Here is a 25,689-nt window from a genome sequence, read left to right as displayed (position 1 = left end):
GCGGCCGCACGCCGTGGCACACATCCGCAAAGCGCCTTCCCGGCCCCGAAGGAGTCCGCCCATGGCATCGACCGCCTGTACTCCCCCGGTCCCGGCGCCCGACGACGCCGCCGCCCTCCGGGAAAGGGCCCGCGGGGCGCTGCTCGGCCTGGCCGTCGGGGACGCGCTGGGAGCGCCGGCGGAGAACCTCAGGCCGTCCGAGATCCGCGCCCGCTGGGGCCGCATCACGGGCTATGTGGCCGATGTTCCGTCCGGCACGGACGACACGGAGTACGCGATCTTCTCGGGCCTGCTGCTCGCCCGGCACGGCTCGGCACTGACCCCGGCGCATGTGGAGGCGGCCTGGCACGAGTGGATCGCCGACCGGGCCGAGGGCCCCTTCCGGGGCGCGGGCTTCAGCGAACGCGGCACGCTGGAGAACCTGCGCCGGGGCCTCGCCGCCCCGATCTCGGCCCAGCACCGGCACGCCTGGAGCGACGGTCTGGCCATGCGGGCGGCCCCCTTCGGCGTCTTCGCCGCGGGCCGCCCCGCCGAAGCGGCCCGGCTGGTGGCGATCGACGGTTCGGTCAGCCACGAGGGCGAGGGCATCTACGGCGGCCAGGCGGTCGCGGCGGGGGTGGCGGCGGCGATGACGGGCGCCCCGGTTCCGGTGGTGATCGCCTCCGCCCTGGCCGTGATCCCCGAGGACTCCTGGACGGCGCGCTCCCTGCGCCGGGCGGTGGCCGTCGCCCACCGCGGCGAACGCGCGGTCCGCTCCGCGGTCGTCATCGGCGGCTACCCCTGGACCGACCTGGCGCCCGAGGCGGTCGCCCTCGCCTTCGGCGCGTACGCGGCGGCCGACGGCGACTTCAGGGAGGCGGTCCTCACGGCCGTCAACATGGGCCGCGACGCGGATACGACGGCGGCGGTGGCCGGCGCCCTGTCCGGCGCGACCCACGGCATCTGCGCGATCCCGCCCACCTGGTCCTCCGCCATCGGCCCGGCCCGGGGCCGCTGCCTGCCGTCCATGGCGGGCCACCACGTCCTGGACGTCGCGGAGCTGCTGGTACCGGGGGAGGGCGGGAAGTGGGGAGTGGGGGTGATGCGTCCGGGGGTGCTGCCGGAGGGGGTGCCGGCGGAGGTGCCGACCGAGCCACCCCCACCCCTGGTTGGGGCGGGTAACTCCGGGCACCCGGACAGCGAGGTGCAGTCATGACAGCGCGCCGTATCGAGGGACTCCTGCTCGGCCTGGCGGCAGGCGACGCCGCCGGTTGGCCGGCCGCACGGCATCGGGCCAGCCGTATGCCCGAGTGGACCCGCCGCCTCACCCGCGAGCTGGACACCTTCGCCGAGCAGAACGCCACCACCACCCTCCCGGTGCCGATCGCCCTCAACCAACCCCCCGAACCCCTCCGCCTCGGCCCCTCCGACGACGCCGAGTGGGCGGCCTTCGCCGCGGAGGCGGTGCTGCGGGCCGGCGACGACGACGCCCTCGGCGATCTCAGCCGAGAGCGCCGTACCCGCGCCGCCATCGACCTCACCTGGACCGCCGTGGCCGCGGAGGTCGCCGCCGCGGCGGAGCGCGCACCCGAGGTCGAGTCCGCCGTGCTCCCCCTGCGCGCCCGCATCTCCGTCCGCGCCGGCCTCGGCAACCTCGCCGCCGGCCTGCGCCCGCCCGCGACCGGCCACGACAACCCGCACTACTTCGACGACGCCGCCTGCGTCCGCGCCTGTGTCCTCGCCGTCGCCCACCCCGGCGACCCCGAACGCGCCGCCGCCCTCGCCGAGTTCGACGCCCGCTACACCCAGGACGGCGACGGCGTGCACGGCGCCCGTGCCATGGCCGCCGCCCTCGCGCTCGCCCTCGCCGACGCCGGGACGGACACGTGCGTGACCGCCGCGCTCGCCGAACTCCCGCCCGACACCGAGATCGGCCGCAACGCCCGCCACGCGCTCGCCCTCGCCGAGGACGGAGAGTCCGCCTTCGCCCTCGTCCCGCTCCTGGAGCACCAGATCGTCGACCACGTCTACAGCTACGGCATCGCCGCCGCCGAGACCGTCCCGGTCGCCCTCGCCCTGGCCACCGCCGCCCGCGGCCGTATCGCCGAGGCCGTACCCGCCGCCGCCTGTCTGTCCCGGGTCGCCGACTCGGCCCCGGCCCTCACGGGCGCCCTCACTGGAGCCCTCGGCGGTGCCGCGGCCGTGCCGGAGACCTGGCGGGACGCCTGCCGCACCCTGTCCGGCTGCGTCCTGCCCCGTCTCAGCGGCACCGACCTGGTGGAACTCGCCGGACTCCTGGAAGCCGCACAACCGGCCCACCCAGGAGGATGATTCGGGGCATGACGCCCATGGAGTCCAAAGGACTCAAAGAAGAAGAAAGCAGCCCGCCATCCCCGCCCGGTCTCGCCGACCGGATCACCGGCGCCCTCGTCGGGGCCGCCGTCGGCGACGCCCTCGGCGGCCCCGTCGAGGGGTACTCCCCCGACCAGATCGCCGAGCGCCACGGCGGCCGCGTCCACGGCATCGTCGGCCCCTGGCACGGCGACGAGTGGCGCACCGCCCGTCCCATCGCGCCGTACCACAAGGGCGACGGCCACGTCACCGACGACACCCTGATGACGCACGCGCTGATCCGGGCGTACGCCCGCGTCCGCGACCACCTCGACGCGTACGCGATCGCCGACCACCTGGTCCCGGACCTGATGACGAACCCGCGCTGGATCCCGGAGCTGGAGACCGAGACGCTGCCGCTGCACCGCCTCTTCCTGGCCGAGAAATGGCTCGTGGCCCGGCTCGCCTACGGTCACGCCGACCCCCGGGAGGCGGGCGTCGGCAACATCGTCAACTGCGGCGCGGCGATGTACATGGCCCCCGTCGGCCTGGTCAACGCCGCCAACCCGGCCGCCGCCTACGCCGAGGCCCTGGACATCGCGGGCGCGCACCAGTCGTCGTACGGCCGTGAGGCGGCCGGTGTCCTCGCCGCGGCCGTCGCCGCCGCCACGGCACCGGGCGCGACCCCGGAGTCGGTCGTCACCGCCTGCCTGTCCCTGGCGAAGGACGGCACGCGCGAGGCGATCGAGAAGGTCTGCGAAGTGGCCCGCGGCCACAGCGACTTCGAGTCGGCGCTGGGGCCTCTGCGCGCGGCGGTGGCCCCGTACGACACCGTCGGCCCGGACTACCGTGCGCCCTCCCTGGCCGCCCGCCGCCCCTCGCGGCTGCACGCGATCGAGGAACTGCCCATCGCCCTCGGCATGGTGCTGGTCTCCGGCGGCGACTACCGGCACGCCGTCCTCGGTGCCGTCAACTACGGCCGCGACTGCGACTCGATCGCCACGATGGCCGGCGCCCTCGCGGGCGCCCTGGGCTCGCCCGTCCCGGAGGACTGGGCGAAGACGGTGGCGGAGGCCAGCCGGCTGGACCTGTGGGAGCCGGCCCGCACGCTGACCGAGGTCGCGCGGGAGGTCTTCGAACGGGACGTGCGCCGGCGGCGCGCGCACGAGCGGGCGTTCACGGCCCTCGGAGGCCCCGTATGCTCCGACTGACCTGGGTCCAGCCGGAGGACCTGCTCGGCCACGAGCTTCGCCAGGCCCGCCTGGACGGGCGGGAACCGTCGGCGATCGAGGCACGGTGGCGGGCGGCGGGCGGCCCGGACGCGCCGCCCCGGGCGGGCGCCTCCGCGCACGGCGTCTCGCGGTATCTGCGCCTGCTGGCCGAAGACCTCCTGGACGAACTGGCCGACCTCCCCAGCGGCTTGTCCCAAGACGAGCCGACGGACCTGGCCCGCATCAAGTCCCTGTGCCCGGACTGGCCGGACCCGCCGGCGCGGGCAAGCGAGACCCACCCCCGGCCGGCCCCCGCCCCGGCCGCCCTGGAAGCCGCCTGGCTCGGCCGAGCCATCGGCTGTCTCCTCGGCAAGCCCGTCGAAAAGCTCCCCCTCGACGGCATCCGCGCCCTCGCCCAGGCAACCGGCAACTGGCCCCTCACCACATACTTCACGGCCCGCGGCGTCCCCGAGGACCTCCTCGCCCAGTACCCCTGGAACCGCCGCTCCGCCCCCACCTCCCTCGCCGAGAACATCGACGGCATGCCGGAGGACGACGACCTCAACTACCCCCTCCTGAACCTCCTGCTCCTCCGCCGTCACGGCAAGACCTTCACCACCGCGGACGTGGCCCGGCTCTGGCTGGACGAACTCCCGCCCGGCCGCACCTTCACCGCCGAACGCGTCGCCTGCCGCAACCTCCTCAGCGGCATCGAACCCCCGCACACCGCCCGCCACCGCAACCCCTTCCGCGAGTGGATCGGCGCCCTGATCCGCGCCGACGTGCACGGCTGGACCAACCCCGGCGACCCGGCGGCCGCCGCCGCACAGGCGCACCGCGACGCGGTCCTCACCCACACCGCCAACGGCGTCTACGCGGCGATGTTCACGGCCGCCGTCATCGCCACCGCCGCCACCGGAAGCCAGGACGTCCACGCCTGTCTGCGCACCGGCCGCCGGGTGGTCCCGCCCCGCTCCCGGCTCGCGCACGCGATCGACCACGCCGTCCGGCTGGCCGAGTCCCACGAGGACTTCGACGACGTGGTGGACGAGCTCCACGCCCGCTACTCCCCCGCCCACCACTGGGTGCACGCCATCCCCAACACCGCCCTGCTGACCGCCGCCCTCACCCACGCGGACGGCGACTTCACCGGCTCCATCTGCCGTGCCGTGTCGGGCGGCCTGGACACCGACTCGAACGGAGCGACGGCCGGCAGCATCGCGGGGCTGCTCACGGGCGAACCCGCCGCACTCCCCGACCGCTGGCGGGCCCCGCTGAAGAACCGGCTCGCCACCACCGTCGCCGACTTCGACGGCACCGGCTTCGACACCCTCGCCCATCTCACCCACCTGGAGGCGACCCGCCCATGACCCACATCGTCGTCCTCGGCAGCACGAACATGGACCTCGTCACCTATGTCGCGAAGGCCCCGCAGCGCGGCGAGACCGTGACGGGACGCGAGTTCCGCACCATCCCCGGCGGCAAGGGGTCCAACCAGGCGATCGCCGCGGCCCGCGCCGGCGCCACCGTCTCGATGATCGGCGCGGTCGGCAACGACGCCTTCGGTCTGCGGCTGCGCGACACCCTCGAACACTCCGGCGTGGACACCGACTTCCTGCGGACGGTCGAGGGCCCGTCCGGCACCGCGCACATCGTGGTGGACGACGAGGGCGCCAACTCCATCGTGGTCATCCCCGGCGCGAACGGCACCGTCGACCACCTCTCCCCCGGCGACGAGGGCCTGATCGCCTCCGCCGACGCCCTGCTGCTGCAGCTGGAGATCCCGCTGCGCGCCGTCGTCGCGGGTGCGCAGGCGGCGCGCCGGCACGGGATCCGTACGGTGCTCACCCCGTCCCCCGCCCAGCCGCTGCCGCCCGAACTCCTCGCCGCGACCGACCTGTTGGTGCCCAACGAGTACGAGGCGGTCACCCTCACCGGCCGCACCGATCCGCGCGAGGCCGCCGCCGCCCTGCTGGACCTGGTGCCGGAGGTGGCCGTCACCCTGGGCGCGACCGGCAGCCTGTATCTGGCCCGGGGCACCGAGCCGCTCGTGACGCCGGCGCCGAAGGTGACCGCCGTCGACTCCACGGGCGCCGGTGACACCTTCGTCGGCGCGCTCGCGGTGGCCCTCGCCGAGGAGAAACCCGTACGGGAGGCCCTGTCCTGGGCGGCGGCCGCCGCGGCGATCTCCGTCCAGCGGGCCGGGGCGTCGGCGTCGATGCCGTACCGCCCGGAGATCGACGCCCAGTTCACGGCGTGAGGTGCGACGACGTATGAGGTACAACGCATGAGGTACGACGCATGAGTACGACGACTTCACCGGCCCTGGCCGGTCTGCGGGTGCTGGACCTCGCGACCCTCTTCGCCGGTCCGCTGGCCGCCACGCTGCTCGGCGACTTCGGCGCCGAGGTGATCAAGGTCGAGCATCCGGAGCGGCCCGACCCCTCCCGTGGGCACGGCCCGGCCAAGCACGGCGTCGGCCTGTGGTGGAAGGTGCTCGGCCGCAACAAGCGGGCCATCACCCTGGATCTGTCCACGTCCGGCGGCCGTGCCACCCTGCTCCGGCTCGCCGCCACCGCCGATGTCGTGATCGAGAACTTCCGGCCGGGCACCCTGGAGAAGTGGGACCTGGGCTGGGCGGAACTGGCGGCCGCCAACCCCCGGCTGGTTCTCGCCCGGGTGACGGCCTTCGGTCAGTTCGGGCCGTACGCACACCGTCCCGGCTTCGGCACCCTCGCCGAGGCGATGAGCGGCTTCGCCGCGATCACCGGCGAACCGGACGCGCCGCCCACGCTCCCGCCCTTCGGGCTCGCGGACTCGGTCGCGGGCCTGGCGACCGCCTACGCCGTGCTCACCGCGCTGTCCGCTCGGGAGCGCACCGGCGCCGGGCAGGTCGTCGACATGGCGATCATCGAGCCGATCCTGTCGGTCCTCGGCCCGCATCTCACCTGGTACGACCAGCTCGGCCACGTCCAGGAACGCACCGGCAACCGGTCCGCGAACAACGCCCCCCGCAACACCTACCGCACCGCCGACGGTCACTGGGTCGCCGTCTCCACCTCCGCGCAGTCGGTCGCGGAGCGGGTGATGCGCCTGGTGGGCCGCCCGGAGCTGACCGAGGAACCGTGGTTCGCCACCGGCGCGGACCGCGCCGCGCACGCCGACGTCCTGGACCAGGCGGTCGGCTCCTGGATCGCCGCCCGCACCCGCGCCGAGGTCCTCTCGGCCTTCGAGAAGGCTCAGGCGGCGGTGGCCCCGGTCCAGGACGTCCGGGACGTCCTGGCCGACCCCCAGTACCAGGCGCTGCACACGGTCACCACCGTCGACGACCCCGAGCTGGGCCCGCTGCGCATGCAGAACGTCCTCTTCCGGCTCTCGGCGACGCCCGGCGCGATCCGCTGGGCCGGCCGCCCGCACGGCGCCGACACCGAGGCCGTGCTCACCGAGCTGGGTCTCTCCCCGGCCGAGCTGCGCGCCCTGCGCGAGGAGGGCGCCCTGTGACCCCGCACCCGCTCACCTGGCTCTACGTCCCCGGCGACCGTCCGCCCGTGGTGGCCAAGGCGCTGGCCGCGGGCGCCGACGTGGTGGTGGTCGACCTGGAGGACGCGGTCGCCCAGAACCGCAAGGAGTACGCCCGCGCGGCCACGGCCGAGATGCTCACCGACCCCCAGCCGGTCCCGGTCCACGTCCGCGTCAACGCCCTGGACAGCCCCTGGGCGGCAGCCGACCTGGCGGCCCTCGCCGTGCTTCCCGGCCTTGCGGGCCTGCGTCTGCCGAAGGTGACCGGTCCGGCCGAGATCAGGCAGGCCGCCGCGGCCACCCCCGTGCCGCTGTACGCCCTGCTGGAGTCGGCCCTCGGCATCGAGCACGCGCACGCCATCGCGACCGCTCACCCCGCCCTGCGGGGCATCGCCCTCGGCGAGGCGGATCTGCGGGCCGACCTGGGGGTACGGGCCGACGCGGGCCTCGACTGGCCGCGCTCCCGGGTGATCGTCGCCGCCCGCGCGGCCGGCCTCGCCCCACCGCCCCAGTCGGTCCACCCCGACATCCGCGATCTGGACGGCCTCGCCGCCTCCTGCGCCCACGGCCGTTCCCTCGGCTTCCTGGGCCGCGCGGCCATCCATCCCCGGCAGCTCCCGGTGATCGAACGGGCCTATCTGCCGACCCCGACGGAGATCGAACACGCGGAAACGGTCCTGAAGGCAGCCGCGACAAAAGAGGGCGCCCAGGCCCTCCCCGACGGCCGCTTCATCGACGCGGCGATGGTGGCGCTGGCCCAGCGGACCCTGTCCCTGGCGGCGAGAGGCTGACTTTCCTCACTCGCCCACACACGCCGAGGGCGCCCGGAACGAGCTCCGGGCGCCCTCGGCGTCGTACGAGCAGCCGTCAGCTCTTCTTCGTGGCCGACTCTGCCTCGTCCTTCGCCTCCACGGCCTCCCCAGCCTCTACAGCCTCTACGGCCTCTACGGCCTCTACGGCCTCAGCAGCCTCCGCGGCCTCCGCGGCCTCCGGCTCGGCCTTGTCCTCGGCCTCGTCGTCAGTCTTGTCCTCGGCCTTGTCGGCAGCTCCCGTGCCGTCGGCCGAGCCGTCGGAGACGACGCCCGGCTCGACCACCGCTTCCCTGCCCGGCCGCTTCTTGGACGACACCACGATGTACGTCACCGCCAACAGGAACACGATCAGCGCGGTCCAGTCGTTCAGGCGGAGGCCCAGGATGTGGTGCGCGTCGTCCACGCGCATGTACTCGATCCAGCCCCGGCCCACGCAGTAGGACGCGACGTACAGGGCGAAGGCGCGGCCATGGCCGAGCGTGAAGCGGCGGTCGGCCCAGATGACCAGGAGAGCCACGCCGATGCACCACAGGGACTCGTACAGGAAGGTCGGGTGGTAGTAACCCGGCACCCGGCCGCCCTCGGAGGAGGTGATGTGCAGGGCCCAGGGAACGTGCGTCTCACGGCCGTACAGCTCCTGGTTGAACCAGTTGCCCCAGCGGCCGATGGCCTGCGCGAACGCGATGCCGGGGGCGACGGCGTCGGCGTACGCCGGCATCGGGATGCCCCGGCGCCGCGCGCCGATCCACGCGCCGAGCGCGCCGAGCGCGATCGCGCCCCAGATGCCCAGGCCGCCCTGCCACACCTTGAAGGCGTCCACCCAGTCACGGCCCGGGCTGAAGTACAGCTCGTAGTCCGTGATCACGTGGTACAGCCGGCCGCCGACCAGACCGAACGGCACAGCCCAGACCGCGATGTCGGCGACCGTGCCGGCCCGCCCGCCGCGGGCGATCCAGCGCTTGTTGCCGAGCCAGACGGCGACGAAGACGCCGATGATGATGCAGAAGGCATAGCCGCGCAGCGGGATGGGGCCGAGATACAGCACCCCGCGCGACGGGCTGGGAATGTAGGCAAGTTCCATGGCAGGTCCGACGCTACCGTGCCGGGCCGTGGTGACGGCAAGCAGCCCGGCTACGGGTCCATAACGGGGGCGTGAGAAAACGGGCGGCGAAAGGAAGATCCTTACCGGCGGTTGGCCGCCTCCACCATCTGCTTGAGCTTGGCCGGGGTCATGCCCTGCTGCTGGTAGATGTTCTTGCCGTCGAGCAGGACCGTGGGCGTGGAGTTGAGACCGCTGGTCTGGAAGGCCTTGTGGGACTTGTTGACCCAGCTGTCGTGGGTGCCGTCCTTGACGCACTTCTGGAAGGCGGGGGTGTCCAGGCCGCCGACCTTGCCGGCCAGGTCGATCAGCTTGGCGTTGTCCGCGTACGCGTCGTCGGTCTCCTTGGGCTGGTTCGCGTACAGCACGTCGTGGTAGTCGCGGAACTTTCCGGCGTCCTGGGCGCAGGCCGCGGCGTTGGCGCCGCGCAGGGAGCCGGTGCCGCCGAGGTTGCCGTCGATCAGCCGGACCAGGTGGTACTCGATTCTGAGCTTGCCGGAGTCGACCAGTTCATGGAGCGTCGGGCGGTAGGCGATCTCGAAGGCCTGGCAGGCCGGGCAGCGGACGTCCTCCCAGACGGTGAGCGTCGACTTGGCGCCGTCCTTGCCGACCGGGACGGCGAGGCTGTCCTTGCCCTGCGCGCCCGAGGGCGCCACGACCGGGCCCGCCTTCTCGCTGCTCTTGTTCTTGCCGGCGTTCGCGGCGAGCACGCCGATCACCGCCGCGAGGCCCAGGACGCAGACGATGCTCGCGCCCACGATCAGCGTGCGCCTCCGCTTCTCCGCGGCCTTCTGCTTCTCACGCTCGACCGCCAGCCGCTCCCGGGCGGTGCGCTTTCCGTCACGGTTCTTCTCGCTCACACCCCCAGAACGAACCGGGGAGGCGCAGCGCGCCTCCCCGGTCCCAGGTCCACTCGTTCGAGTGACCGAATGTTTTGACGGGGTGTTCTGATAGGGAAAGTGACCTGCGGTTACGCCTGGCCCCGCACGCCCTTCGCCAGCTCCCCGGCCAGCTCGCGGACCCCTGCCAGGCCGGCCGCATGGTCGGGGGCGTCCAGCATCCGCTTCACGAAGGCCGAGCCGACGATGACGCCGTCGGCGAAGCCGGCGACCTCGGCGGCCTGAGCGCCGTTGGAGACGCCGAGTCCGACGCAGACGGGCAGCTCGGTACCGGTGGCGCGGGTGCGCTCGACCAGGTTCTGGGCCTGCGCGCCGACGGATTCACGGGTGCCGGTGACGCCCATCAGCGAGGCCGCGTAGACGAAGCCGCTGCCCGCCGCGGTGATCTGGGCGAGCCGCTCGTCCTTGCTGCTCGGCGCCACGACGAACACGGTCGCGAGGCCGTGCTTCTCGGCGTGCTCCCGCCACAGCGCCGACTCCTGGACGGGCAGGTCGGGCAGGATGCAGCCCGCGCCGCCCGCCTCGGCCAGCTCGGCGGTGAACCGCTCGACGCCGTAGCGGTCGATGGGGTTCCAGTAGGTCATGACGAGCACCGGCTTCCCGGTCGCCTCGTACACCTCGCGGACCGTGCGCATGACGTCGGCGATCCTGACGCCGCCGCGCAGGGCGATGTCGTCGGCGGTCTGGATGACCGGGCCGTCCAGGACGGGGTCGCTGTGCGGCAGGCCCACCTCCACGACATCCGCCCCGCCGGCGAAGACGGCCTTGATCGCCTCGATGCCGCCGTCCACGGTCGGGAACCCGGCCGGGAGGTAGGCGATGAGCGCGGACCGGCCCTCGGCCTTGGCCGCGGCCAGGGCGTCCGACAGCAGCTGGATCTTCCCGCTCACTTGGCGTCCCCCTCGATCTCGGCGGTGTCGGCTTCGTCGGCCGCCACCTCGGCGTCGGCGTCGTACAGGCCGAAGTAGCGGGCGGCGGTGTCCATGTCCTTGTCGCCGCGGCCGGACAGGTTGACGACGATCAGGCCGTCCTTGCCCAGCTCCCTGCCGACCTCCAGGGCGCCGGCGAGGGCATGGGCGCTCTCGATGGCCGGGATGATGCCCTCGGTGCGGGACAGCAGACGCAGCGCCTGCATGGCCGCGTCGTCGGTGATCGCGCGGTACTCGCCGCGGCCGGAGTCCTTGAGGTAGGAGTGCTCGGGCCCGATGCCCGGGTAGTCCAGGCCGGCCGAGATGGAGTACGGCTCGGTGATCTGGCCCTCGTCGTCCTGCAGGACGTACGAGCGGGAACCGTGCAGGATGCCCGGCTCGCCCGCGGTCAGCGTGGCCGCGTGCTCGCCGGTCTCGATGCCGTGGCCGGCCGGTTCGCAGCCGATGAGGCGGACGCCCTCGTCGGGGATGAAGGCGTGGAAGAGGCCGATGGCGTTGGAGCCGCCGCCGACGCAGGCGATCGCGGCGTCGGGCAGGCGCCCGGCGCGCTCCAGGAGCTGGCGGCGGGCCTCCACGCCGATCACACGGTGGAAGTCGCGGACCATGGCCGGGAAGGGGTGCGGGCCGGCGACCGTACCGAACAGGTAGTGGGTGTGGTCGACGTTCGCCACCCAGTCGCGGAACGCCTCGTTGATGGCGTCCTTGAGGGTCCGGCTGCCGGACTTCACCGCGACGACCTCGGCGCCGAGCATGCGCATGCGGGCCACGTTCAGGGCCTGGCGCTTGGTGTCGACCTCGCCCATGTAGATGGTGCAGTCGAGGCCGAACAGGGCGCAGGCGGTCGCCGTCGCGACGCCGTGCTGACCGGCACCGGTCTCCGCGATCACGCGCGTCTTGCCCATCCGCTTGGTGAGCAGCGCCTGGCCGAGGACGTTGTTGATCTTGTGGGAGCCGGTGTGGTTGAGGTCCTCGCGCTTGAGGAACACGCGAGCGCCACCCGCTTCCGCGGCGAAACGCGGGACCTCGGTGAGGGAGCTGGGGCGGCCGGTGTAGTTGACCATCAGGTCGTCGAGTTCTCGGGCGAACTCGGGGTCGTGCTTGGCCTTGTCGTACTCGACGGCGACCTCGTCCACGGCGGCGACGAGGGCCTCCGGGATGAACTTGCCGCCGAACACGCCGAAGTAGCCTTCGGCGCTGGGGACTTGACCCTCCGGGTCGGGGTAGAAGAAGTTGCTGGGCATGCCGAAACCTCACGGTGAGTGCGTGTGAAAAGACACTATTCGCCGTGGGGGCGGGGATTTGTCCTTTGACTGCGGGCCGTCAGTGGCTTGTCGCGCCCGCGTGGCGGTAGCCGCAAATAGAACAGAGCCCCGCGCCCCTCAGGTTGGCTGCTGCCATCGCATGCCGTTGACCTGCCCGGGTTCGTCACCGATGACGTACCGCACCCTGCGACCGTGGACGCGCCTCGCCGGGGCGCGGCAGCCCCTTGGGCGGCAGCCGCGCGCCAGGCGGGCGTACCGGTCGACGGTCGTCACGGTGAGAGTCATCGGGGTCAGCCTACCGGGCGATCAGCTCCGGCCGTGCCGCAGCGCGGGATGTTCACCCGCGGCGACCAGGTCGGCGACGGCGGTCTTGGGGTCGCGCCCGGTGACCAGGGACTCGCCGACCAGGACCGCGTCGGCGCCGGCGTTGGCGTAGGCGATCAGGTCGTGGGGGCCACGGACACCGGATTCGGCGACCTTGACGATGTGGTCGGGGATCTCCGGCGCGACCCGCTCGAACGTGCCCCGGTCGACCTCAAGGGTCTTGAGGTTGCGCGCGTTGACGCCGATGACCTTGGCGCCCGCGTCCACGGCCCGCTCGACCTCGTCCTCGTCGTGCACCTCGACGAGCGGGGTGAGCCCGATCGACACCGCGCGCTCGATCAGCGACTCCAGGGCCGGCTGGTCGAGGGCGGCCACGATCAGCAGGGCGAGGTCGGCGCCGTACGCCCGGGCCTCCCACAGCTGGTACGACGTGACGATGAAGTCCTTGCGGAGCACCGGGATGTCCACGCGGGCGCGGACGGCCTCCAGGTCGGCCAGCGAGCCGCCGAAGCGGCGCTGTTCGGTGAGGACGGAGATGACGGCCGCGCCGCCCGCCTCGTAGTCCGCGGCGAGTCCGGCCGGGTCGGCGATCGCCGCCAGCGCGCCCTTGGAGGGGCTGGAGCGCTTGACCTCGCAGATCACCTTGACGCCGTCGCCCTTGAGCGCGGCCACCCCGTCCTTGGCGGCGGGAGCCTTGGCCGCGCGCTCCTTGAGCTCGTCGAGGCTGACGCGTGCCTGCCGCTCCGCGAGGTCGGCACGGACTCCGTCGATGATCTCGTCGAGCACACTCACGCGAGCGGCCCCCTTTCAGACGGTGGTTCCTTCAGGTTTTGAAAACCCGTGGTCACTGCGATGGTATCCGCAGCAGCACGGAGCCCTCGCATCCGGTGGACGCCGGTCCCACTACCTGGACGTTCACCATGTGATCAAGGGTGCAGCCAGCCTCCCGAGGGCAGGTTCCGGACAGCCGTGAACACCAGCAGCAACGCACCGATCGCCCACAGGTGCGCCGGCCGCGGATCGAGCCGCATCGGCCGGCCGCGCACGGCGTGCACCACCCACACGGTCCACAGCACCGCGAAGCCCAGGTAGGCGGCCACGCCCAGCGCGTTGTCCCGCAGCGCGGTGAGCAGGTCGCCGTGGACGAAGGCGTGGGCGCTGCGCAGTCCGCCGCAGCCGGGGCAGTACAGGCCGGTGATCCGGTACAGCGGGCAGACGGGGTAGTGACCGGGCTCGTTCGGGTCGACGGTGCCCACGTAGGCGAAGGCCCCAGCGACGGCAGCGAGGAGCCCCGCCGGGACGGCGAGGCGCCGCCAGACCGGGCCGGCAGGGGCGGTACGGGCGACGAGCGGGAACGGACTCTCGGCGTTCACACGATCATTGTCCCCCGCGGTCCGGCAGCACGCGCGTCCGGCCACCGGAGTCCCTGGACGCCGCGAGGGGCGGCCCGCACCCTCGCAGGTGCCGGGCCGCCCCTCGGGGAAGCGGTGCCTGGGCTTCAGCTCTCCGCGGCGGCCGGCTCACGGGTGGCGAGGGGGGCGCCGCTCATCTGGAGAGGGACCTGCTTCTGGCCCATGCCCATGGCGCGCATGATGCCGCCGACCACCGCGCCGCCGAGGATGAGCACCATGCCGGCCCAGAAGCCGACCGGCTGGGCCATCACCATGAAGGCGCCCGCGACGCAGAAACCGATGAAGGAAATGATGACACCGGTCCAGGCGGCCGGGGTGTGACCGTGGCCGTGGCTGCTGCCCGCCATGTCTGTGCTCCTCGTTGCTGTGTACGTGTCCCAGAAGAGCGGCGTACGTGTCGTACGGCTCCGAGCCCGACCGTCACTGTCCGAGCCGGACGCTCGTCGTCCATTGTCCCGTACGCGTGCCCGTGCCGGACGCGGGGGTGGCGTCTGGTTCGCCACACCGGGTCGGCGGATCAGGTCCCGGTGGGGTCCTCGCCCCGGTCCAGGGCCTTCCACATCTCCTCGGGCCGTTCCGGGTCGACCGGGCGGGCCCTGCGGCGCGGGCGGTCGGTGCCGCGCTCGTAGCGGCCGGACATGGCGGGCCACCGGTTGCCGTAGCGCAGCGCCAGCACGCCGGCCAGCAGGATCAGCAGTCCGCCGGCGGCCGCGACGTAGGGCCAGCCGGTGTGGCTGAGCGCGGCGACGGTGGCGGAGGTGTCGCCGCTCGCCTGGGCGGCCTTCGCGTCCAGCGCGGAGCTGTCGGAGGCGGACACGAGCGCGGCGGCCGTGATGCCGGCGCCGGACAGCGCGAGCAGCCCGGCGACGACCAGCCGGCCGGCCCTGCGGACGGCGAAGACGGCGACGAGCGCGGCGAGGCCCACTATGGCGAGGGCCGCGGGGACGCCCGTGACGTCGCTGCCCTTGACGGTCAGCGGGAACGCGCCGCCGGCCACCGTCGCGGTGCCCTCGGCCCAGCGCTGCCGGGTGGCGAGCAGCGCCACGGCCGCGCCGAGCGCACCGCACAGGAGGGCCACGGCGAGGCTCCGCCGGCCGGAGCGGGAGGGCTCGGCGGCATCGGTACGAGGGTGAGGAACAGCAGTCACGTACTCCACTATCGCCTGAACCCCCTGCGAACCGTCACCCGGGTCCGTCAAGCCATGGGTGGGTCGAGTTCCGGCCATGATCCGCCCAGGAACGGCACATGAACGTCCCAGGAACTGCAAAGGAACGTTCCTACTTCAACATCCATCTTGTTGACGTGGCCCCGCCATCCGTACGTTCTGCGCCACCACGGCGCGACACCACGCGCCGTGGTGACACCCGCGCACCCCCCACAGCCCTTCCCGGTTCACCCACCTCGCGGAGGACGTACGTTGCGCAGAACCGCTTCCCTCACCGCCGTGGCCACACTCGCCACGGCCGCCCTCGCCCTGGCCGCCCCGGTCGGCCAGGCCGCCCAGTCCACCGCCTCCTCGTCCCACGGCGTCACCGTCGCGCATGCCTGCGGCGCCCCGACGCAGAAGGGCGAGATGGCCTGTAACGCCATCAAGGTCACCTCGGGCACCCCGAAGTCGGCGCACGCCGAGAGCGATCTGACCGCGGCCGCCGCACCCTCCGGCTACGGCCCGGCCTCGCTGCAGGCGGCGTACAACCTGCCCTCCGCGACCGGCGGTTCGGGCCAGACGGTGGCGATCGTCGACGCCTACGACGACCCGAGCGCCGAGTCCGACCTCGCCGTCTACCGCTCCCAGTACGGCCTGTCCGCCTGCACCACGGCCAACGGCTGCTTCCGGAAGGTGGACCAGAACGGCGGCACCAAGTACCCGCGCGGCAACTCCGGCTGGGCCGAGGAGATCTCCCTCGACCTCGACATGGTCAGCGCGGCCTGCCCGAACTGCAAGATCCTGCTGGTGGAGGCGAGTTCCTCCAGCATGACCAACCTGGGCACGGCCGTGAACACCGCCGTCCGCCTCGGCGCGAAGTTCGTCTCCAACAGCTACGGCGGCTCCGAGTCCTCCAGCGACGCGACCTACGACTCCACCTACTTCAACCACCCGGGCGTCGCCATCACCGTCTCCTCCGGTGACAACGGCTACGGCGTCGAGTACCCGGCGGCGTCGAAGTACGTGACGGCGGTGGGCGGTACGTCCCTGAAGACGGCCTCCAACACCCGCGGCTGGACGGACACCGTGTGGAGCGGGGCCGGCTCCGGCTGCTCCGCGTACGACGCCAAGCCCAGCTGGCAGAAGGACTCCGGCTGTGCGAACCGCACGGTCGCGGACGTCTCGGCGGTCGCCGACCCCAACACCGGTGTCGCGGTGTACGACACCTACGGGCAGGGCTCCGGCTGGATGGTCTTCGGCGGCACCAGCGCCTCCTCCCCGCTGATCGCGGCGACCTATGCGCTGGCCGGCGCCCCGTCCGCCGGCTCCTCCCCCGCGTCCTTCCCGTACGCGCACACCTCGGCGCTGAACGACGTCACCAGCGGCTCCAACGGCAGCTGCGGCGGCTCGTACCTGTGCACCGGCACCACCGGGTACGACGGGCCGACCGGGCTCGGCACCCCGAACGGCACCGCCGCGTTCACCGGCTGAACTCTCCTATGAATTGAGCCTGTTGGCCGTGTGCACCGCGCGGAGGACCGCCGCCGCCTTGTTGCGGCACTCCTGGTCCTCCGCCACCGGGTCGGAGTCGGCGACGATGCCGGCTCCGGCCTGCACGTATGCCGTGCCGTCCCGGAGCAGCGCCGTACGGATGGCGATCGCGGTGTCGGAGTCGCCCGCGAAGTCCAGATAGCCGACGCAGCCGCCGTACAGGCCGCGCCGGGACGGCTCCAGTTCGTCGATGATCTGCATCGCGCGGGGCTTGGGGGCGCCGGAGAGGGTGCCCGCCGGGAAGCACGCGGTGAGCACGTCGAAGGCCGTGCGGCCCTCGGCCACCCGGCCGGTGACGGTCGAGACGATGTGCATCACGTGCGAGTAGCGCTCGATGGACATGAAGTCGACCACCTCGACCGAGCCGGGCTCGCAGACCCGGCCGAGGTCGTTGCGGCCGAGGTCGACCAGCATCAGGTGCTCGGCGCGCTCCTTGGGATCGGCGAGCAGCTCCTCGGCGAGGGCCTGGTCCTGCTGGGGGGTGGTCCCGCGGGGCCGGGTGCCGGCGATGGGGTGGACCATCGCCTGCCCGTCCTCGACCTTCACCAGCGCCTCGGGGGACGAGCCGACGACGTCGAAGCCCTCGAAGCGGAACAGGTACATGTACGGGGACGGGTTCGTGGCCCGCAGCACCCGGTAGACGTCCAGGGCACTGGCGCTGCACGGGGTCTCGAAGCGCTGCGAGGGCACGACCTGGAAGGCCTCGCCCGCGCGGATGCGCTCCTTGACGTCCTCGACGGCCACCTGGAAGTCGGGGCCGCCCCACAGCGCGGTGTACTCGGGCAGCTCGGAGGGCGGCAGCACGGCCGGGGGCTGGGCGACCGCGCGCGTGAGGTCGGCCTCCATCGCGTCGAGCCGGGCCACGGCGTCCGCGTAGGCCTCGTCCACACCCGTGTCGAGGTCGTTGTGGTTGATCGCGTTGGCGATCAGCAGGACCGAGCCCTCCCAGTGGTCCATGACGGCGAGGTCGCTGGTCAGGAGCATGGTCAGCTCGGGCAGCCGCAGGTCGTCGCGCTCGCCGGGGCCGATCTTCTCCAGGCGGCGGACGATGTCGTAGCCCAGATAGCCGACCATGCCGCCGGTGAAGGGCGGCAGGCCGTCCTGGTGCGGGGTGTGCAGGGCCTGGATCGTGGCGCGCAGGGCCTTCAGGGGGTCGCCGTCCACGGGCACGCCGACCGGCGGCGTGCCGAGCCAGTGCGCCTGTCCGTCGCGTTCCGTCAGCGTCCCGGCGGACCGGACGCCGACGAAGGAGTACCGGGACCAGGAGCGGCCGTTCTCCGCGGACTCCAGCAGGAAGGTGCCGGGGCGCTCGGCGGCCAGTTTGCGGTACAGCGCGACCGGGGTGTCGCCGTCGGCGAGGAGCTTGCGGGTCACCGGGATGACGCGCCGGTCGGTGGCGAGCTTGCGGAAGGTCTCGAGGTCCATGGCGGCCGACCTTACTGATCAGATGCCGGAGCGGCGGAATCGGCGTCGGTGTCGGTGTCCTTCAGGAGCACGTCCTCGTCGAAGCAGGTGCGCGCGCCGGTGTGGCAGGCCGCGCCCACCTGGTCGACCTTGACCAGGACGGTGTCGGCGTCGCAGTCCAGCGCGACCGACTTCACCCGCTGGACGTGGCCCGAGGTGTCGCCCTTGACCCAGTACTCCTGGCGGCTGCGCGACCAGTAGGTGCAGCGGCCGGTGGTCAGTGTGCGATGCAGCGCCTCGTCGTCCATCCAGCCGAGCATGAGCACCTCACCGGTGTCGTACTGCTGGGCGATGGCGGGCAGGAGGCCGTCCGCGCTGCGCTTGAGGCGGGCGGCGATCTCCGGGTCGAGGCTGCTGCTGGGCCGGGGAGTCCCGGTCGTACTGGTCATGGGTGCCATTGTGCCGCGCGGGTACGACAGTGCCGGTGCCGTGTCCACTGCGCGGACTGAGCACCTGGTCGTAGGCTGACCCCATGTCGACCTTCGCCAAGCGTGAACGGCTCCTGCTCGCCGACCTCTTGGAAACCGTCGGTCCGGACGCCGACACCCTCTGCGAGGGCTGGCGGACCCGGGACCTGGCCGCGCATGTCATCGTGCGCGAGCGCCGCCCGGACGCGGCCGGGGGCACGCTGATCAAGCAGCTCGCGCCGCGCCTGGAGAAGGTGATGGCCGAGTACACCGCGAAGCCGTACGAGGAGCTGATCCAGCTGATCCGTACCGGCCCGCCGCGCTTCTCCCCGTTCCAGCTCAAGCAGATCGACGAGGCGGCCAACATCGTCGAGTTCTACGTCCACACCGAGGACGTCCGCCGCGCCCAGCCGGACTGGAGCCCGCGCGAGCTGGACTCCGTCTTCCAGGACGCCCTGTGGTCCCGGCTGGAACGCACCGCGCGGCTGGTGGCCCGGGGTGTGCCGACGGGTCTGGTGCTGCGCCGCCCGGACGGGCAGACGGCGGTGGCGCACCGGGGCACACCGGTGGTGACGGTGACGGGCGAGCCGTCGGAGCTGCTGATGTTCGTGTTCGGGCGGCAGAACGCGGCCAAGGTGGAGGTCGAGGGCGAGACGGACGCGATCAGCAAGCTGAACGAGTCCAGGCAGCTGGGTATCTGAGCTTCGACGGAGTTCAGCCCGGGAGCTCCGCGCGGCGCAGGGCCGGCACGGCGAGAGCGACGACCCCGCCTAGGGCGCAGACGCCGGCGCTGACGGCGTAGACCGGCCCGAGCCCGAAGGCGCCGATCGCGGCGGCCGCGAGCGGCATGCTGAGCGGGGTCAGGCCGAGGCTGACCAGGCTGGAGACGGCGGTGACCCGGCCCAGGCAGGAGGGGTCGGACTGGGTCTGCAGCAGGGCCCCGCACAGGGCGCCGCTGAGTCCGGTGAGCAGGCCCACCAGCAGGGCCACACCGACGGCCGCGGGCAGGGTGGGTACGAAGGCGAGGGCGCCGACGGCCACGGCCCCCACGGCACACGCCCACCCGGTGACCAGCCCGGCGCGCGGCAGCCGCCCTCGGACCGTCAGCAGCAGCGAGGCCGCTCCCGCCCCGACCCCGAACCCGGCCAGCACCCAGCCCATGCCGGAGGCGCCCCAGCCCCGCCGGTCGGCGAGCAGGGTCAGCCCGACGTTCAGCGGGCCGACGAAGCCCAGGTCGCCGAGGGCGATGGCCAGCATCAGCGGGGCGAGGACGCGGTGGCGGCGGATGTAGCGCAGACCGGCGCCGAGGTCGCTCCAGGCGGTTCCGGCCACCTCGGGCGTGTCGTCCTTCGGCAGGTCCCGTACCCGCACCGAGAGCAGCAGCGGCACCGAGACGGCGATGAGCAGCCCGGCGAGGGCGAACGCGGCCGGGGCGCCCCCGACGGCCACGCCGAGCCCGCCGAGCGGGGCGCCGACCACGCTGGAGAACCGGATGGCAAGGCCGCGCATCCCCTGGCGCAACTTCTCTTTCGCATCTACCGGAGCGCAGCGTCAGCGCACGGGGTGCCCCGCCTCCCGCAGCGTCTGCTTCACCTCGCCGATCCGCAGATCACCGAAGTGGAAGACGGACGCGGCCAGGACCGCGTCGGCGCCGGCGGCGATCGCCGGCGGGAAGTGGGCCAGCTTGCCCGCGCCGCCGGAGGCGATCACCGGGACCGTCACGTGCCGCCGGACCGCCGCGATCATCTCCAGGTCGTAGCCGTCCTTGGTGCCGTCGGCGTCCATGGAGTTCAGGAGGATCTCGCCGGCGCCCAGCTCGGCCGCCCGGTGCGCCCATTCGACGGCGTCGATGCCGGTGCCGCGCCGGCCGCCGTGCGTCGTCACCTCGAAGGAGCCCGACTCGGTACGGCGCGCGTCGACCGACAGGACCAGGACCTGGCGGCCGAAGCGCTCCGCGATCTCCCGGATCAGGTCGGGACGCGCGATCGCCGCCGTGTTCACGCCCACCTTGTCGGCGCCCGCCCGCAGCAGCTTGTCCACGTCCTCGGCCGTACGGACGCCGCCGCCGACCGTCAGCGGGATGAACACCTGCTCCGCGGTGCGCCGCACCACGTCGTACGTCGTCTCCCGGTCGCCCGAGGACGCGGTGATGTCCAGGAACGTCAGCTCGTCGGCGCCCTCGGCGTCGTACACCTTGGCCATCTCGACGGGGTCGCCCGCGTCACGCAGGTTCTGGAAGTTGACGCCCTTGACGACCCGGCCGTTGTCCACGTCCAGGCAGGGGATGACTCGGACCGCCAGGGTCATGACTGCTCAGGCTCCTCTGAATGCTTCAAGTTCCACTTCCACCAGGATGCGCGGATCGACGAATCCCTCGACGACCAGCAGGGTCGACACCGGGCGCACGGAGTCGAACAGCTCCTTGTGGGCCCGGCCGACGGCGTCCACGTCCCGCACATGGGTCAGGTACATCCGCGTACGGATCACGGACCCGATACCGAGCCCGAACTCGGCGATCGCCTCCAGCGCGCTGGTGAACGCCACTTTCGCCTGCTCGTACGGGTCGCCCTCCCCGTACAGCACGCTGCCCTTGAAGGACGTCGTGCCCGCCACCAGCACCCGGTCGCCCGCCGCGACGGCACGTGCGAAACCGAAACTCTCTTCCCAGGGACTTCCGCTCTGCACGCGCCGCACGGCTTCGGACGTCATGACGACACAGCCTCCAAGGCCTCTTCCAGGGTGAACGCCTTCGCGTACAGGGCCTTCCCGACGATGGAGCCCTCGACACCGAGGGGTACCAGTTCGGCGATGGCACGCAGGTCGTCCAGGGACGACACGCCGCCGGAGGCCACGACCGGGCGGTCCGTCGCCGCGCACACGTTCTTCAGCAGTTCCAGGTTGGGGCCCTGGAGGGTGCCGTCCTTGGCGATGTCGGTGACGACGTAGCGGGCGCAGCCCTCCTTGTTGAGGCGCTCGAGCGTCTCGTAGAGGTCGCCGCCGTCGCGGGTCCAGCCGCGGCCGCGCAGGGTCGTGCCGCGCACGTCCAGGCCGACCGCGATCTTGTCGCCGTGCTCGGCGATGACCTTGGCGACCCACTCGGGGGTCTCCAGGGCGGCCGTGCCGAGGTTCACCCGGGTGCAGCCGGTGGCCAGGGCGGCGGCCAGCGAGGCGTCGTCGCGGATGCCGCCGGACAGTTCCACCTTGATGTCCATCGCCCGGGTGACCTCGGCGATCAGCTCACGGTTGTCGCCCGTGCCGAAGGCCGCGTCCAGGTCGACCAGGTGCAGCCACTCGGCACCGGAGCGCTGCCAGGCGAGGGCGGCCTCCAGCGGGGAGCCGTAGGAGGTCTCGGTCCCGGACTCGCCGTGCACGAGGCGGACGGCCTGGCCGTCGCGGACGTCGACGGCGGGGAGGAGTTCGAGCTTGGCCATGGTCTAGAGGGTTCCGATCCAGTTGGTGAGGAGCTGGGCGCCGGCGTCGCCGGACTTCTCGGGGTGGAACTGGGTGGCCCACAGGGCGCCGTTCTCCACGGCGGCCACGAACGGCTTGCCGTGCGTCGACCAGGTCACCTTGGGGGCGGCGATCAACGGGTTGTGCGACTCCAGCTGCCAGTCGTGTACGGCGTAGGAGTGCACGAAGTAGAAGCGGGCGTCGGGGTCGAGGCCGGCGAACAGCTCGGAGTCGGCGGGGGCGTCGACGGTGTTCCAGCCCATGTGGGGCACGACCTCGGCCTGGAGCGGCTCGACCGTGCCGGGCCACTCGTCCAGGCCCTCGGCCTCCACGCCGTGCTCGATGCCACGCGCGAACAGGATCTGCATGCCGACGCAGATGCCCATCACGGGCCGGCCTCCGGACAGCCGCCGGTCGACCACCCAGTCACCGCGCGCGGCGCGCAGGCCCTGCATGCAGGCGGCGAAGGCGCCCACGCCCGGCACGAGCAGGCCGTCGGCGTTCATCGCCCTGTCGAAGTCACGCGTGATCTCGACATCGGCGCCCACGCGCGCGAGGGCACGCTCGGCGGAACGGACGTTGCCGAAGCCGTAGTCGAAGACCACGACCTTCTTGCTGCCAATGCTCAATTCCACACCCCCAGCCGCATGACGCCCGCGACCAGGCACAGGCCCGCGCCGATGGAGAGCAGCACGATCAGGCTCGTGGGCATCTTCTGCTTGACGAAGGAGACGATGCCGCCGACCAGGAAGAGACCGACGACGATCAGCAGGGAGGAGAGGCTGTTCATGGGGTTACAGCGCGCCCTTCGTGGAGGGGAGGATGCCGGCCGCGCGGGGGTCGCGCTCGGAGGCGTAACGCAGCGCCCGGGCCAGCGCCTTGAACTGGCACTCCACGATGTGGTGCGCATTGCGCCCGTACGGCACGTGCACGTGCAGCGCGATCTGCGCCTGGGCGACGAAGGACTCCAGGATGTGCCGGGTCATCGTGGTGTCGTACTCGCCGATCATCGGCGCCATGTTCTCGGGCTCGGTGTGCACGAGGTACGGGCGGCCGGACAGGTCGACGGTCACCTGGGCGAGGGACTCGTCCAGCGGCACCGTGCAGTTGCCGAAGCGGTAGATCCCCACCTTGTCGCCGAGCGCCTGCCTGAAGGCGGCGCCGAGCGCGAGGGCGGTGTCCTCGATGGTGTGGTGGGAGTCGATGTGCAGGTCGCCGTCGGTCTTCACCGTCAGGTCGAACAGGCCGTGCCGGCCGAGCTGGTCGAGCATGTGGTCGTAGAAGCCCACGCCGGTGGCGATGTCGGTCCGCCCGGTGCCGTCGAGGTCTATCTCGACGAGGACCGAGGTCTCCTTGGTGGTGCGCTCCACGCGTCCTACGCGGCTCATGAACCCTGCTCCTTCTTCAACTCACGGACCGCGTCGAGGAACGCGTCGTTCTCCTCCGGGGTGCCGGCGGACACCCGCAGCCACCCCGGTACGCCGTTGTCCCGGACCAGGACGCCCCGGTCGAGGATCTGCTGCCAGGCGGTGTGGGCGTCGGCGAACCGGCCGAACTGCACGAAGTTCGCGTCGGACTCGGTGACCTCGTAGCCGATCGCGCGCAGCTCGGCGACCAGCCGGTCCCGCTCCGTCTTCAGCTGCTCGACGTACCCCAGCAGGGTGTCGGTGTGCTCCAGGGCGGCCAGCGCGGTCGCCTGGGTGATCGCCGACAGGTGGTACGGCAGCCGGACCAGCTGGACGGCGTCCACGACCGCCGGGTCGGCGGCGAGATAGCCGAGGCGCAGGCCCGCCGCGCCGAAGGCCTTCGACATCGTGCGGGAGATGACGAGGTGCGGGCGGCCCTCCAGCAGGGGCAGCAGCGAGTCACCGTGGCTGAACTCGATGTACGCCTCGTCCACGATCACCATCGACGGCTTGGCCGCCTGCGCCGCCTCGAACAGCGCGAGGACCGTCTCGGGCGGGACAGCGTTGCCGGTGGGGTTGTTGGGGGTGGTGATGAAGACGACGTCGGGCCTGTGCTCGGCGATCGCCTCGACGGCCGCCGCCACGTCGATCGTGAAGTCCTCGTTGCGCGGGCCCGAGATCCAGCCGGTGCCGGTGCCGCGCGCGATGAGCGCGTGCATCGAGTACGACGGCTCGAAGCCGATCGCCGTACGGCCCGGACCGCCGAAGGTCTGCAGCAGCTGCTGGATGACCTCGTTGGAGCCGTTGGCGGCCCACACGTTCTCGATGCCGAGCGGGTACTTGCCCGTCTTCGTCAGGTACTTGGCCAGCTCGGTGCGCAGCTGGACCGCGTCCCGGTCCGGGTAGCGGTTCAGGTCGCGGGCGGCCTCCCGCACCCGCTCCGCGATCCGCTCGACCAGCGGCTCGGGCAGCGGATAGGGGTTCTCGTTGGTGTTCAGCCGTACGGGGACGTCCAACTGGGGCGCGCCGTAGGGGGACTTGCCGCGCAGCTCGTCCCGTACGGGGAGATCGTCGATGCCGGTCACTTGCTCTCGGGTACCTTCCAGCCGAACCGTGCCTTGATCGCCGCGCCGTGCGCCGGCAGGTCCTCCGCCTCCGCCAGCGTCACCACGTGATGGGCGACCTCGGCGAGCGCGTCCTTCGTGTAGTCCACGATGTGGATACCGCGCAGGAAGGACTGGACGGACAGGCCCGAGGAGTGGCAGGCGCAGCCGCCCGTGGGCAGGACGTGGTTGGACCCGGCCGCGTAGTCCCCGAGCGAGACGGGGGCCCAGGGGCCGATGAAGATCGCGCCCGCGTTCTTGACGCGGTCGGCGACCTCGGAAGCCCGAGCGGTCTGGATCTCCAGGTGCTCGGCGCCGTACGCGTCGACGACCCTGAGGCCCTCCTCGATGCCGTCGACCAGCACGATCGCGGACTGCCGGCCCCTGAGCGCGGGCACGATCCGGTCCTCGACGTGTTTGGTGGCCGCGACCTGCGGCTCCAGCTCCTTCTCCACCGCCTCGGCCAGCTCGACGGAGTCGGTGACCAGCACGGCCGCCGCGAGCGGGTCGTGCTCGGCCTGGCTGATCAGGTCGGAGGCCACGTGCACCGGGTCGGCGGTGTCGTCCGCGAGGACGGCGATCTCGGTCGGGCCGGCCTCGGCATCGATGCCGATCCTGCCGGTGAAGAAGCGCTTGGCGGCGGCGACCCAGATGTTGCCCGGCCCGGTGACCATGTTGACGGGCGCGCAGGACTCGGTGCCGTAGGCGAACATCGCGACGGCGGTGGCGCCGCCGGCCGCGTAGACCTCGTCCACGCCGAGCAGGGCGCAGGCGGCGAGGATCGTCGGGTGCGGGAGGCCGCCGAACTCGGCCTGCGGCGGCGAGGCGAGCGCGATCGACCCGACCCCGGCCTCCTGGGCCGGTACGGCGTTCATGATCACGGAGGACGGGTACACGGACCGGCCGCCCGGCGCGTACAGCCCGACGCGCTCGACCGGCACCCACTTCTCGGTCACGGAGCCGCCCGGCACCACCTGGGTGGTGTGGGTGCTGCGGCGCTGTTCGCGGTGGACCAGGCGGGCGCGGCGGATGGACTCCTCCAGCGCGGCGCGCACGGCCGGGTCGAGGGCCTCGAGGGCATCGGTGAGGGCCTGGGCCGGGACACGGACGGATTCCAGCCGTACTCCGTCGAACTTCTCGGCGAAGTCGATCAGCGCCGCGTCGCCACGATGATGCACGGCCTCGCAGATCGGACGCACCTTCTCCAGGGCGGCCGAGACGTCGAAGTCGGCTCGGGGCAGCAGGTCGCGCAGGGCGGGGCCCTCGGGAAGGGCGTCGCCGCGCAGATCGATTCGGGAAATCACAGCCCCAATTCTCTCAGACCGGCGTCGCGGGCCGTGGACGCGTATCAATGGCTGATACAGAACGTGGCGGAACTTGGAAG

The 25,689-nt window shown here is 72.6% G+C and carries 28 protein-coding genes and 1 pseudogene; 9 read left to right on the top strand and 20 right to left on the bottom strand.

The features are described 5' to 3' along the window. The first annotated feature begins 61 nt into the window (after window positions 1-61). Genes ACZ418_RS26915 through ACZ418_RS26885 form a run of 7 tightly spaced genes read left to right on the top strand, consistent with a single transcriptional unit; the run spans window position 62 to window position 7,831 of the window. The gene (locus ACZ418_RS26915; RefSeq protein WP_468367668.1) at window positions 62-1,195 is read left to right on the top strand and encodes an ADP-ribosylglycohydrolase family protein; all 1,134 of its coding nucleotides are present in this window, start codon (window positions 62-64) and stop codon (window positions 1,193-1,195) included. Next, window positions 1,192-2,310, top strand: coding sequence for an ADP-ribosylglycohydrolase family protein (locus tag ACZ418_RS26910; RefSeq protein ID WP_468367665.1), 1,119 nt, complete (start codon window positions 1,192-1,194; stop codon window positions 2,308-2,310). The genes ACZ418_RS26915 and ACZ418_RS26910 overlap by 4 nt, the downstream gene beginning before the upstream one ends. A 17-nt stretch (window positions 2,311-2,327) precedes the next feature. Then, window positions 2,328-3,521, top strand: a complete 1,194-nt coding sequence (locus ACZ418_RS26905) for an ADP-ribosylglycohydrolase family protein (protein ID WP_468368331.1) — start codon at window positions 2,328-2,330, stop codon at window positions 3,519-3,521. Continuing rightward, the gene (locus ACZ418_RS26900; protein ID WP_468367662.1) at window positions 3,509-4,891 is read left to right on the top strand and encodes an ADP-ribosylglycohydrolase family protein; all 1,383 of its coding nucleotides are present in this window, start codon (window positions 3,509-3,511) and stop codon (window positions 4,889-4,891) included. The genes ACZ418_RS26905 and ACZ418_RS26900 overlap by 13 nt, the downstream gene beginning before the upstream one ends. Further along, window positions 4,888-5,781 carry a ribokinase gene (rbsK, locus tag ACZ418_RS26895; RefSeq protein ID WP_468367658.1) on the top strand — a complete coding sequence of 298 codons (894 nt, stop codon included), beginning with the start codon at window positions 4,888-4,890 and terminating at the stop codon, window positions 5,779-5,781. The genes ACZ418_RS26900 and rbsK overlap by 4 nt, the downstream gene beginning before the upstream one ends. Before the next feature lie 41 nt (window positions 5,782-5,822). Further along, window positions 5,823-7,022, top strand: a complete 1,200-nt coding sequence (locus tag ACZ418_RS26890) for a CaiB/BaiF CoA transferase family protein (RefSeq protein WP_468367655.1) — start codon at window positions 5,823-5,825, stop codon at window positions 7,020-7,022. Then, window positions 7,019-7,831 (top strand): HpcH/HpaI aldolase/citrate lyase family protein, encoded by an 813-nt coding sequence (locus ACZ418_RS26885; protein ID WP_468367653.1) that lies wholly within the window; start codon window positions 7,019-7,021, stop codon window positions 7,829-7,831. Before ACZ418_RS26890 ends, ACZ418_RS26885 begins: the two co-directional genes overlap by 4 nt. Window positions 7,832-7,907: 76 nt before the next feature. Here ACZ418_RS26885 and lgt read toward each other — a convergent pair whose 3' ends face one another. The 9 genes from lgt to ACZ418_RS26840 form a co-directional block, all read right to left on the bottom strand. Then, window positions 7,908-8,933, bottom strand: coding sequence for a prolipoprotein diacylglyceryl transferase (gene lgt / locus ACZ418_RS26880; RefSeq protein ID WP_468367650.1), 1,026 nt, complete (start codon window positions 8,931-8,933; stop codon window positions 7,908-7,910). A 101-nt stretch (window positions 8,934-9,034) separates the two neighbouring features. Continuing rightward, window positions 9,035-9,811, bottom strand: coding sequence for a DsbA family protein (locus ACZ418_RS26875; RefSeq protein WP_468367648.1), 777 nt, complete (start codon window positions 9,809-9,811; stop codon window positions 9,035-9,037). Window positions 9,812-9,921: 110 nt separating this feature from the next. Continuing rightward, entirely contained in the window at window positions 9,922-10,740 is an 819-nt protein-coding gene (gene trpA / locus ACZ418_RS26870) for a tryptophan synthase subunit alpha (protein WP_468367645.1), read from the bottom strand. Continuing rightward, entirely contained in the window at window positions 10,737-12,020 is a 1,284-nt protein-coding gene (gene trpB / locus ACZ418_RS26865) for a tryptophan synthase subunit beta (RefSeq protein WP_468367642.1), read from the bottom strand. The genes trpA and trpB overlap by 4 nt, the downstream gene beginning before the upstream one ends. 138 nt (window positions 12,021-12,158) lie before the next feature. Next, window positions 12,159-12,326: a tryptophan biosynthesis modulator TrpM gene (gene trpM, locus ACZ418_RS26860; RefSeq protein ID WP_351800536.1), complete on the bottom strand. Its 168-nt coding sequence runs from the start codon at window positions 12,324-12,326 to the stop codon at window positions 12,159-12,161. Window positions 12,327-12,347: 21 nt separating this feature from the next. Then, window positions 12,348-13,157, bottom strand: coding sequence for an indole-3-glycerol phosphate synthase TrpC (gene trpC / locus ACZ418_RS26855; protein WP_055708900.1), 810 nt, complete (start codon window positions 13,155-13,157; stop codon window positions 12,348-12,350). 134 nt (window positions 13,158-13,291) lie between these two features. Continuing rightward, window positions 13,292-13,738 (bottom strand): DUF2752 domain-containing protein, encoded by a 447-nt coding sequence (locus ACZ418_RS26850; protein ID WP_468367639.1) that lies wholly within the window; start codon window positions 13,736-13,738, stop codon window positions 13,292-13,294. A gap of 125 nt (window positions 13,739-13,863) precedes the next feature. Next, complete coding sequence (locus ACZ418_RS26845; RefSeq protein WP_468367637.1) at window positions 13,864-14,124, bottom strand: HGxxPAAW family protein; 261 nt, start codon at window positions 14,122-14,124, stop codon at window positions 13,864-13,866. Between the two features lie 170 nt (window positions 14,125-14,294). Beyond that, window positions 14,295-14,933: a TIGR02234 family membrane protein gene (locus ACZ418_RS26840; protein ID WP_468367635.1), complete on the bottom strand. Its 639-nt coding sequence runs from the start codon at window positions 14,931-14,933 to the stop codon at window positions 14,295-14,297. Window positions 14,934-15,194: 261 nt separating this feature from the next. Here ACZ418_RS26840 and ACZ418_RS26835 point away from each other — a divergent pair, with 261 nt between their 5' ends. Next, complete coding sequence (locus ACZ418_RS26835) at window positions 15,195-16,415, top strand: S53 family peptidase (RefSeq protein ID WP_468367633.1); 1,221 nt, start codon at window positions 15,195-15,197, stop codon at window positions 16,413-16,415. 6 nt (window positions 16,416-16,421) lie between these two features. On the opposite strand, the gene ACZ418_RS26830 is transcribed toward ACZ418_RS26835, so the two are convergent. Together ACZ418_RS26830 and hisI are read right to left on the bottom strand one after the other, a co-directional pair. After that, window positions 16,422-17,900 carry an anthranilate synthase component I gene (locus tag ACZ418_RS26830; RefSeq protein ID WP_468367631.1) on the bottom strand — a complete coding sequence of 493 codons (1,479 nt, stop codon included), beginning with the start codon at window positions 17,898-17,900 and terminating at the stop codon, window positions 16,422-16,424. Between the two features lie 11 nt (window positions 17,901-17,911). Further along, window positions 17,912-18,328, bottom strand: a complete 417-nt coding sequence (gene hisI / locus ACZ418_RS26825) for a phosphoribosyl-AMP cyclohydrolase (protein ID WP_468367629.1) — start codon at window positions 18,326-18,328, stop codon at window positions 17,912-17,914. 83 nt (window positions 18,329-18,411) lie between these two features. Here hisI and ACZ418_RS26820 point away from each other — a divergent pair, with 83 nt between their 5' ends. Next, the gene (locus ACZ418_RS26820) at window positions 18,412-19,047 is read left to right on the top strand and encodes a TIGR03085 family metal-binding protein (RefSeq protein WP_468367627.1); all 636 of its coding nucleotides are present in this window, start codon (window positions 18,412-18,414) and stop codon (window positions 19,045-19,047) included. A gap of 13 nt (window positions 19,048-19,060) precedes the next feature. Here ACZ418_RS26820 and ACZ418_RS26815 read toward each other — a convergent pair. From ACZ418_RS26815 to hisD, 9 genes and pseudogenes are all read right to left on the bottom strand, one after another. Further along, a pseudogene (locus ACZ418_RS26815) lies at window positions 19,061-19,861 on the bottom strand (MFS transporter); the annotation flags it as partial. Window positions 19,862-19,897: 36 nt separating this feature from the next. After that, window positions 19,898-20,653 carry an imidazole glycerol phosphate synthase subunit HisF gene (gene hisF / locus ACZ418_RS26810; protein ID WP_468367624.1) on the bottom strand — a complete coding sequence of 252 codons (756 nt, stop codon included), beginning with the start codon at window positions 20,651-20,653 and terminating at the stop codon, window positions 19,898-19,900. A 6-nt stretch (window positions 20,654-20,659) separates the two neighbouring features. Beyond that, the gene (locus tag ACZ418_RS26805; RefSeq protein ID WP_468367621.1) at window positions 20,660-21,055 is read right to left on the bottom strand and encodes a RidA family protein; all 396 of its coding nucleotides are present in this window, start codon (window positions 21,053-21,055) and stop codon (window positions 20,660-20,662) included. After that, on the bottom strand, window positions 21,052-21,777 hold the full coding sequence (priA, locus tag ACZ418_RS26800) for a bifunctional 1-(5-phosphoribosyl)-5-((5-phosphoribosylamino)methylideneamino)imidazole-4-carboxamide isomerase/phosphoribosylanthranilate isomerase PriA (RefSeq protein WP_468367618.1): 726 nt from the start codon (window positions 21,775-21,777) through the stop codon (window positions 21,052-21,054). The genes ACZ418_RS26805 and priA overlap by 4 nt, the downstream gene beginning before the upstream one ends. Before the next feature lie 3 nt (window positions 21,778-21,780). Beyond that, window positions 21,781-22,431: an imidazole glycerol phosphate synthase subunit HisH gene (gene hisH / locus ACZ418_RS26795; protein ID WP_468367615.1), complete on the bottom strand. Its 651-nt coding sequence runs from the start codon at window positions 22,429-22,431 to the stop codon at window positions 21,781-21,783. Continuing rightward, window positions 22,422-22,586, bottom strand: coding sequence for a hypothetical protein (locus tag ACZ418_RS26790; protein WP_365579313.1), 165 nt, complete (start codon window positions 22,584-22,586; stop codon window positions 22,422-22,424). Before ACZ418_RS26790 ends, hisH begins: the two co-directional genes overlap by 10 nt. Before the next feature lie 4 nt (window positions 22,587-22,590). Continuing rightward, complete coding sequence (gene hisB / locus ACZ418_RS26785; protein ID WP_356147650.1) at window positions 22,591-23,184, bottom strand: imidazoleglycerol-phosphate dehydratase HisB; 594 nt, start codon at window positions 23,182-23,184, stop codon at window positions 22,591-22,593. Next, on the bottom strand, window positions 23,181-24,287 hold the full coding sequence (locus ACZ418_RS26780; protein WP_468367612.1) for a histidinol-phosphate transaminase: 1,107 nt from the start codon (window positions 24,285-24,287) through the stop codon (window positions 23,181-23,183). The genes hisB and ACZ418_RS26780 overlap by 4 nt, the downstream gene beginning before the upstream one ends. Continuing rightward, window positions 24,284-25,609, bottom strand: a complete 1,326-nt coding sequence (gene hisD, locus ACZ418_RS26775; protein WP_468367609.1) for a histidinol dehydrogenase — start codon at window positions 25,607-25,609, stop codon at window positions 24,284-24,286. The genes ACZ418_RS26780 and hisD overlap by 4 nt, the downstream gene beginning before the upstream one ends. Window positions 25,610-25,689: the final 80 nt, after the last annotated feature.

It is taken from the genome of Streptomyces sp. NPDC030820 (assembly GCF_055572075.1).
The sequence above is the reverse complement of the archived record's forward strand: the minus strand, read 5'-3'. Positions and strand labels throughout refer to the sequence as shown.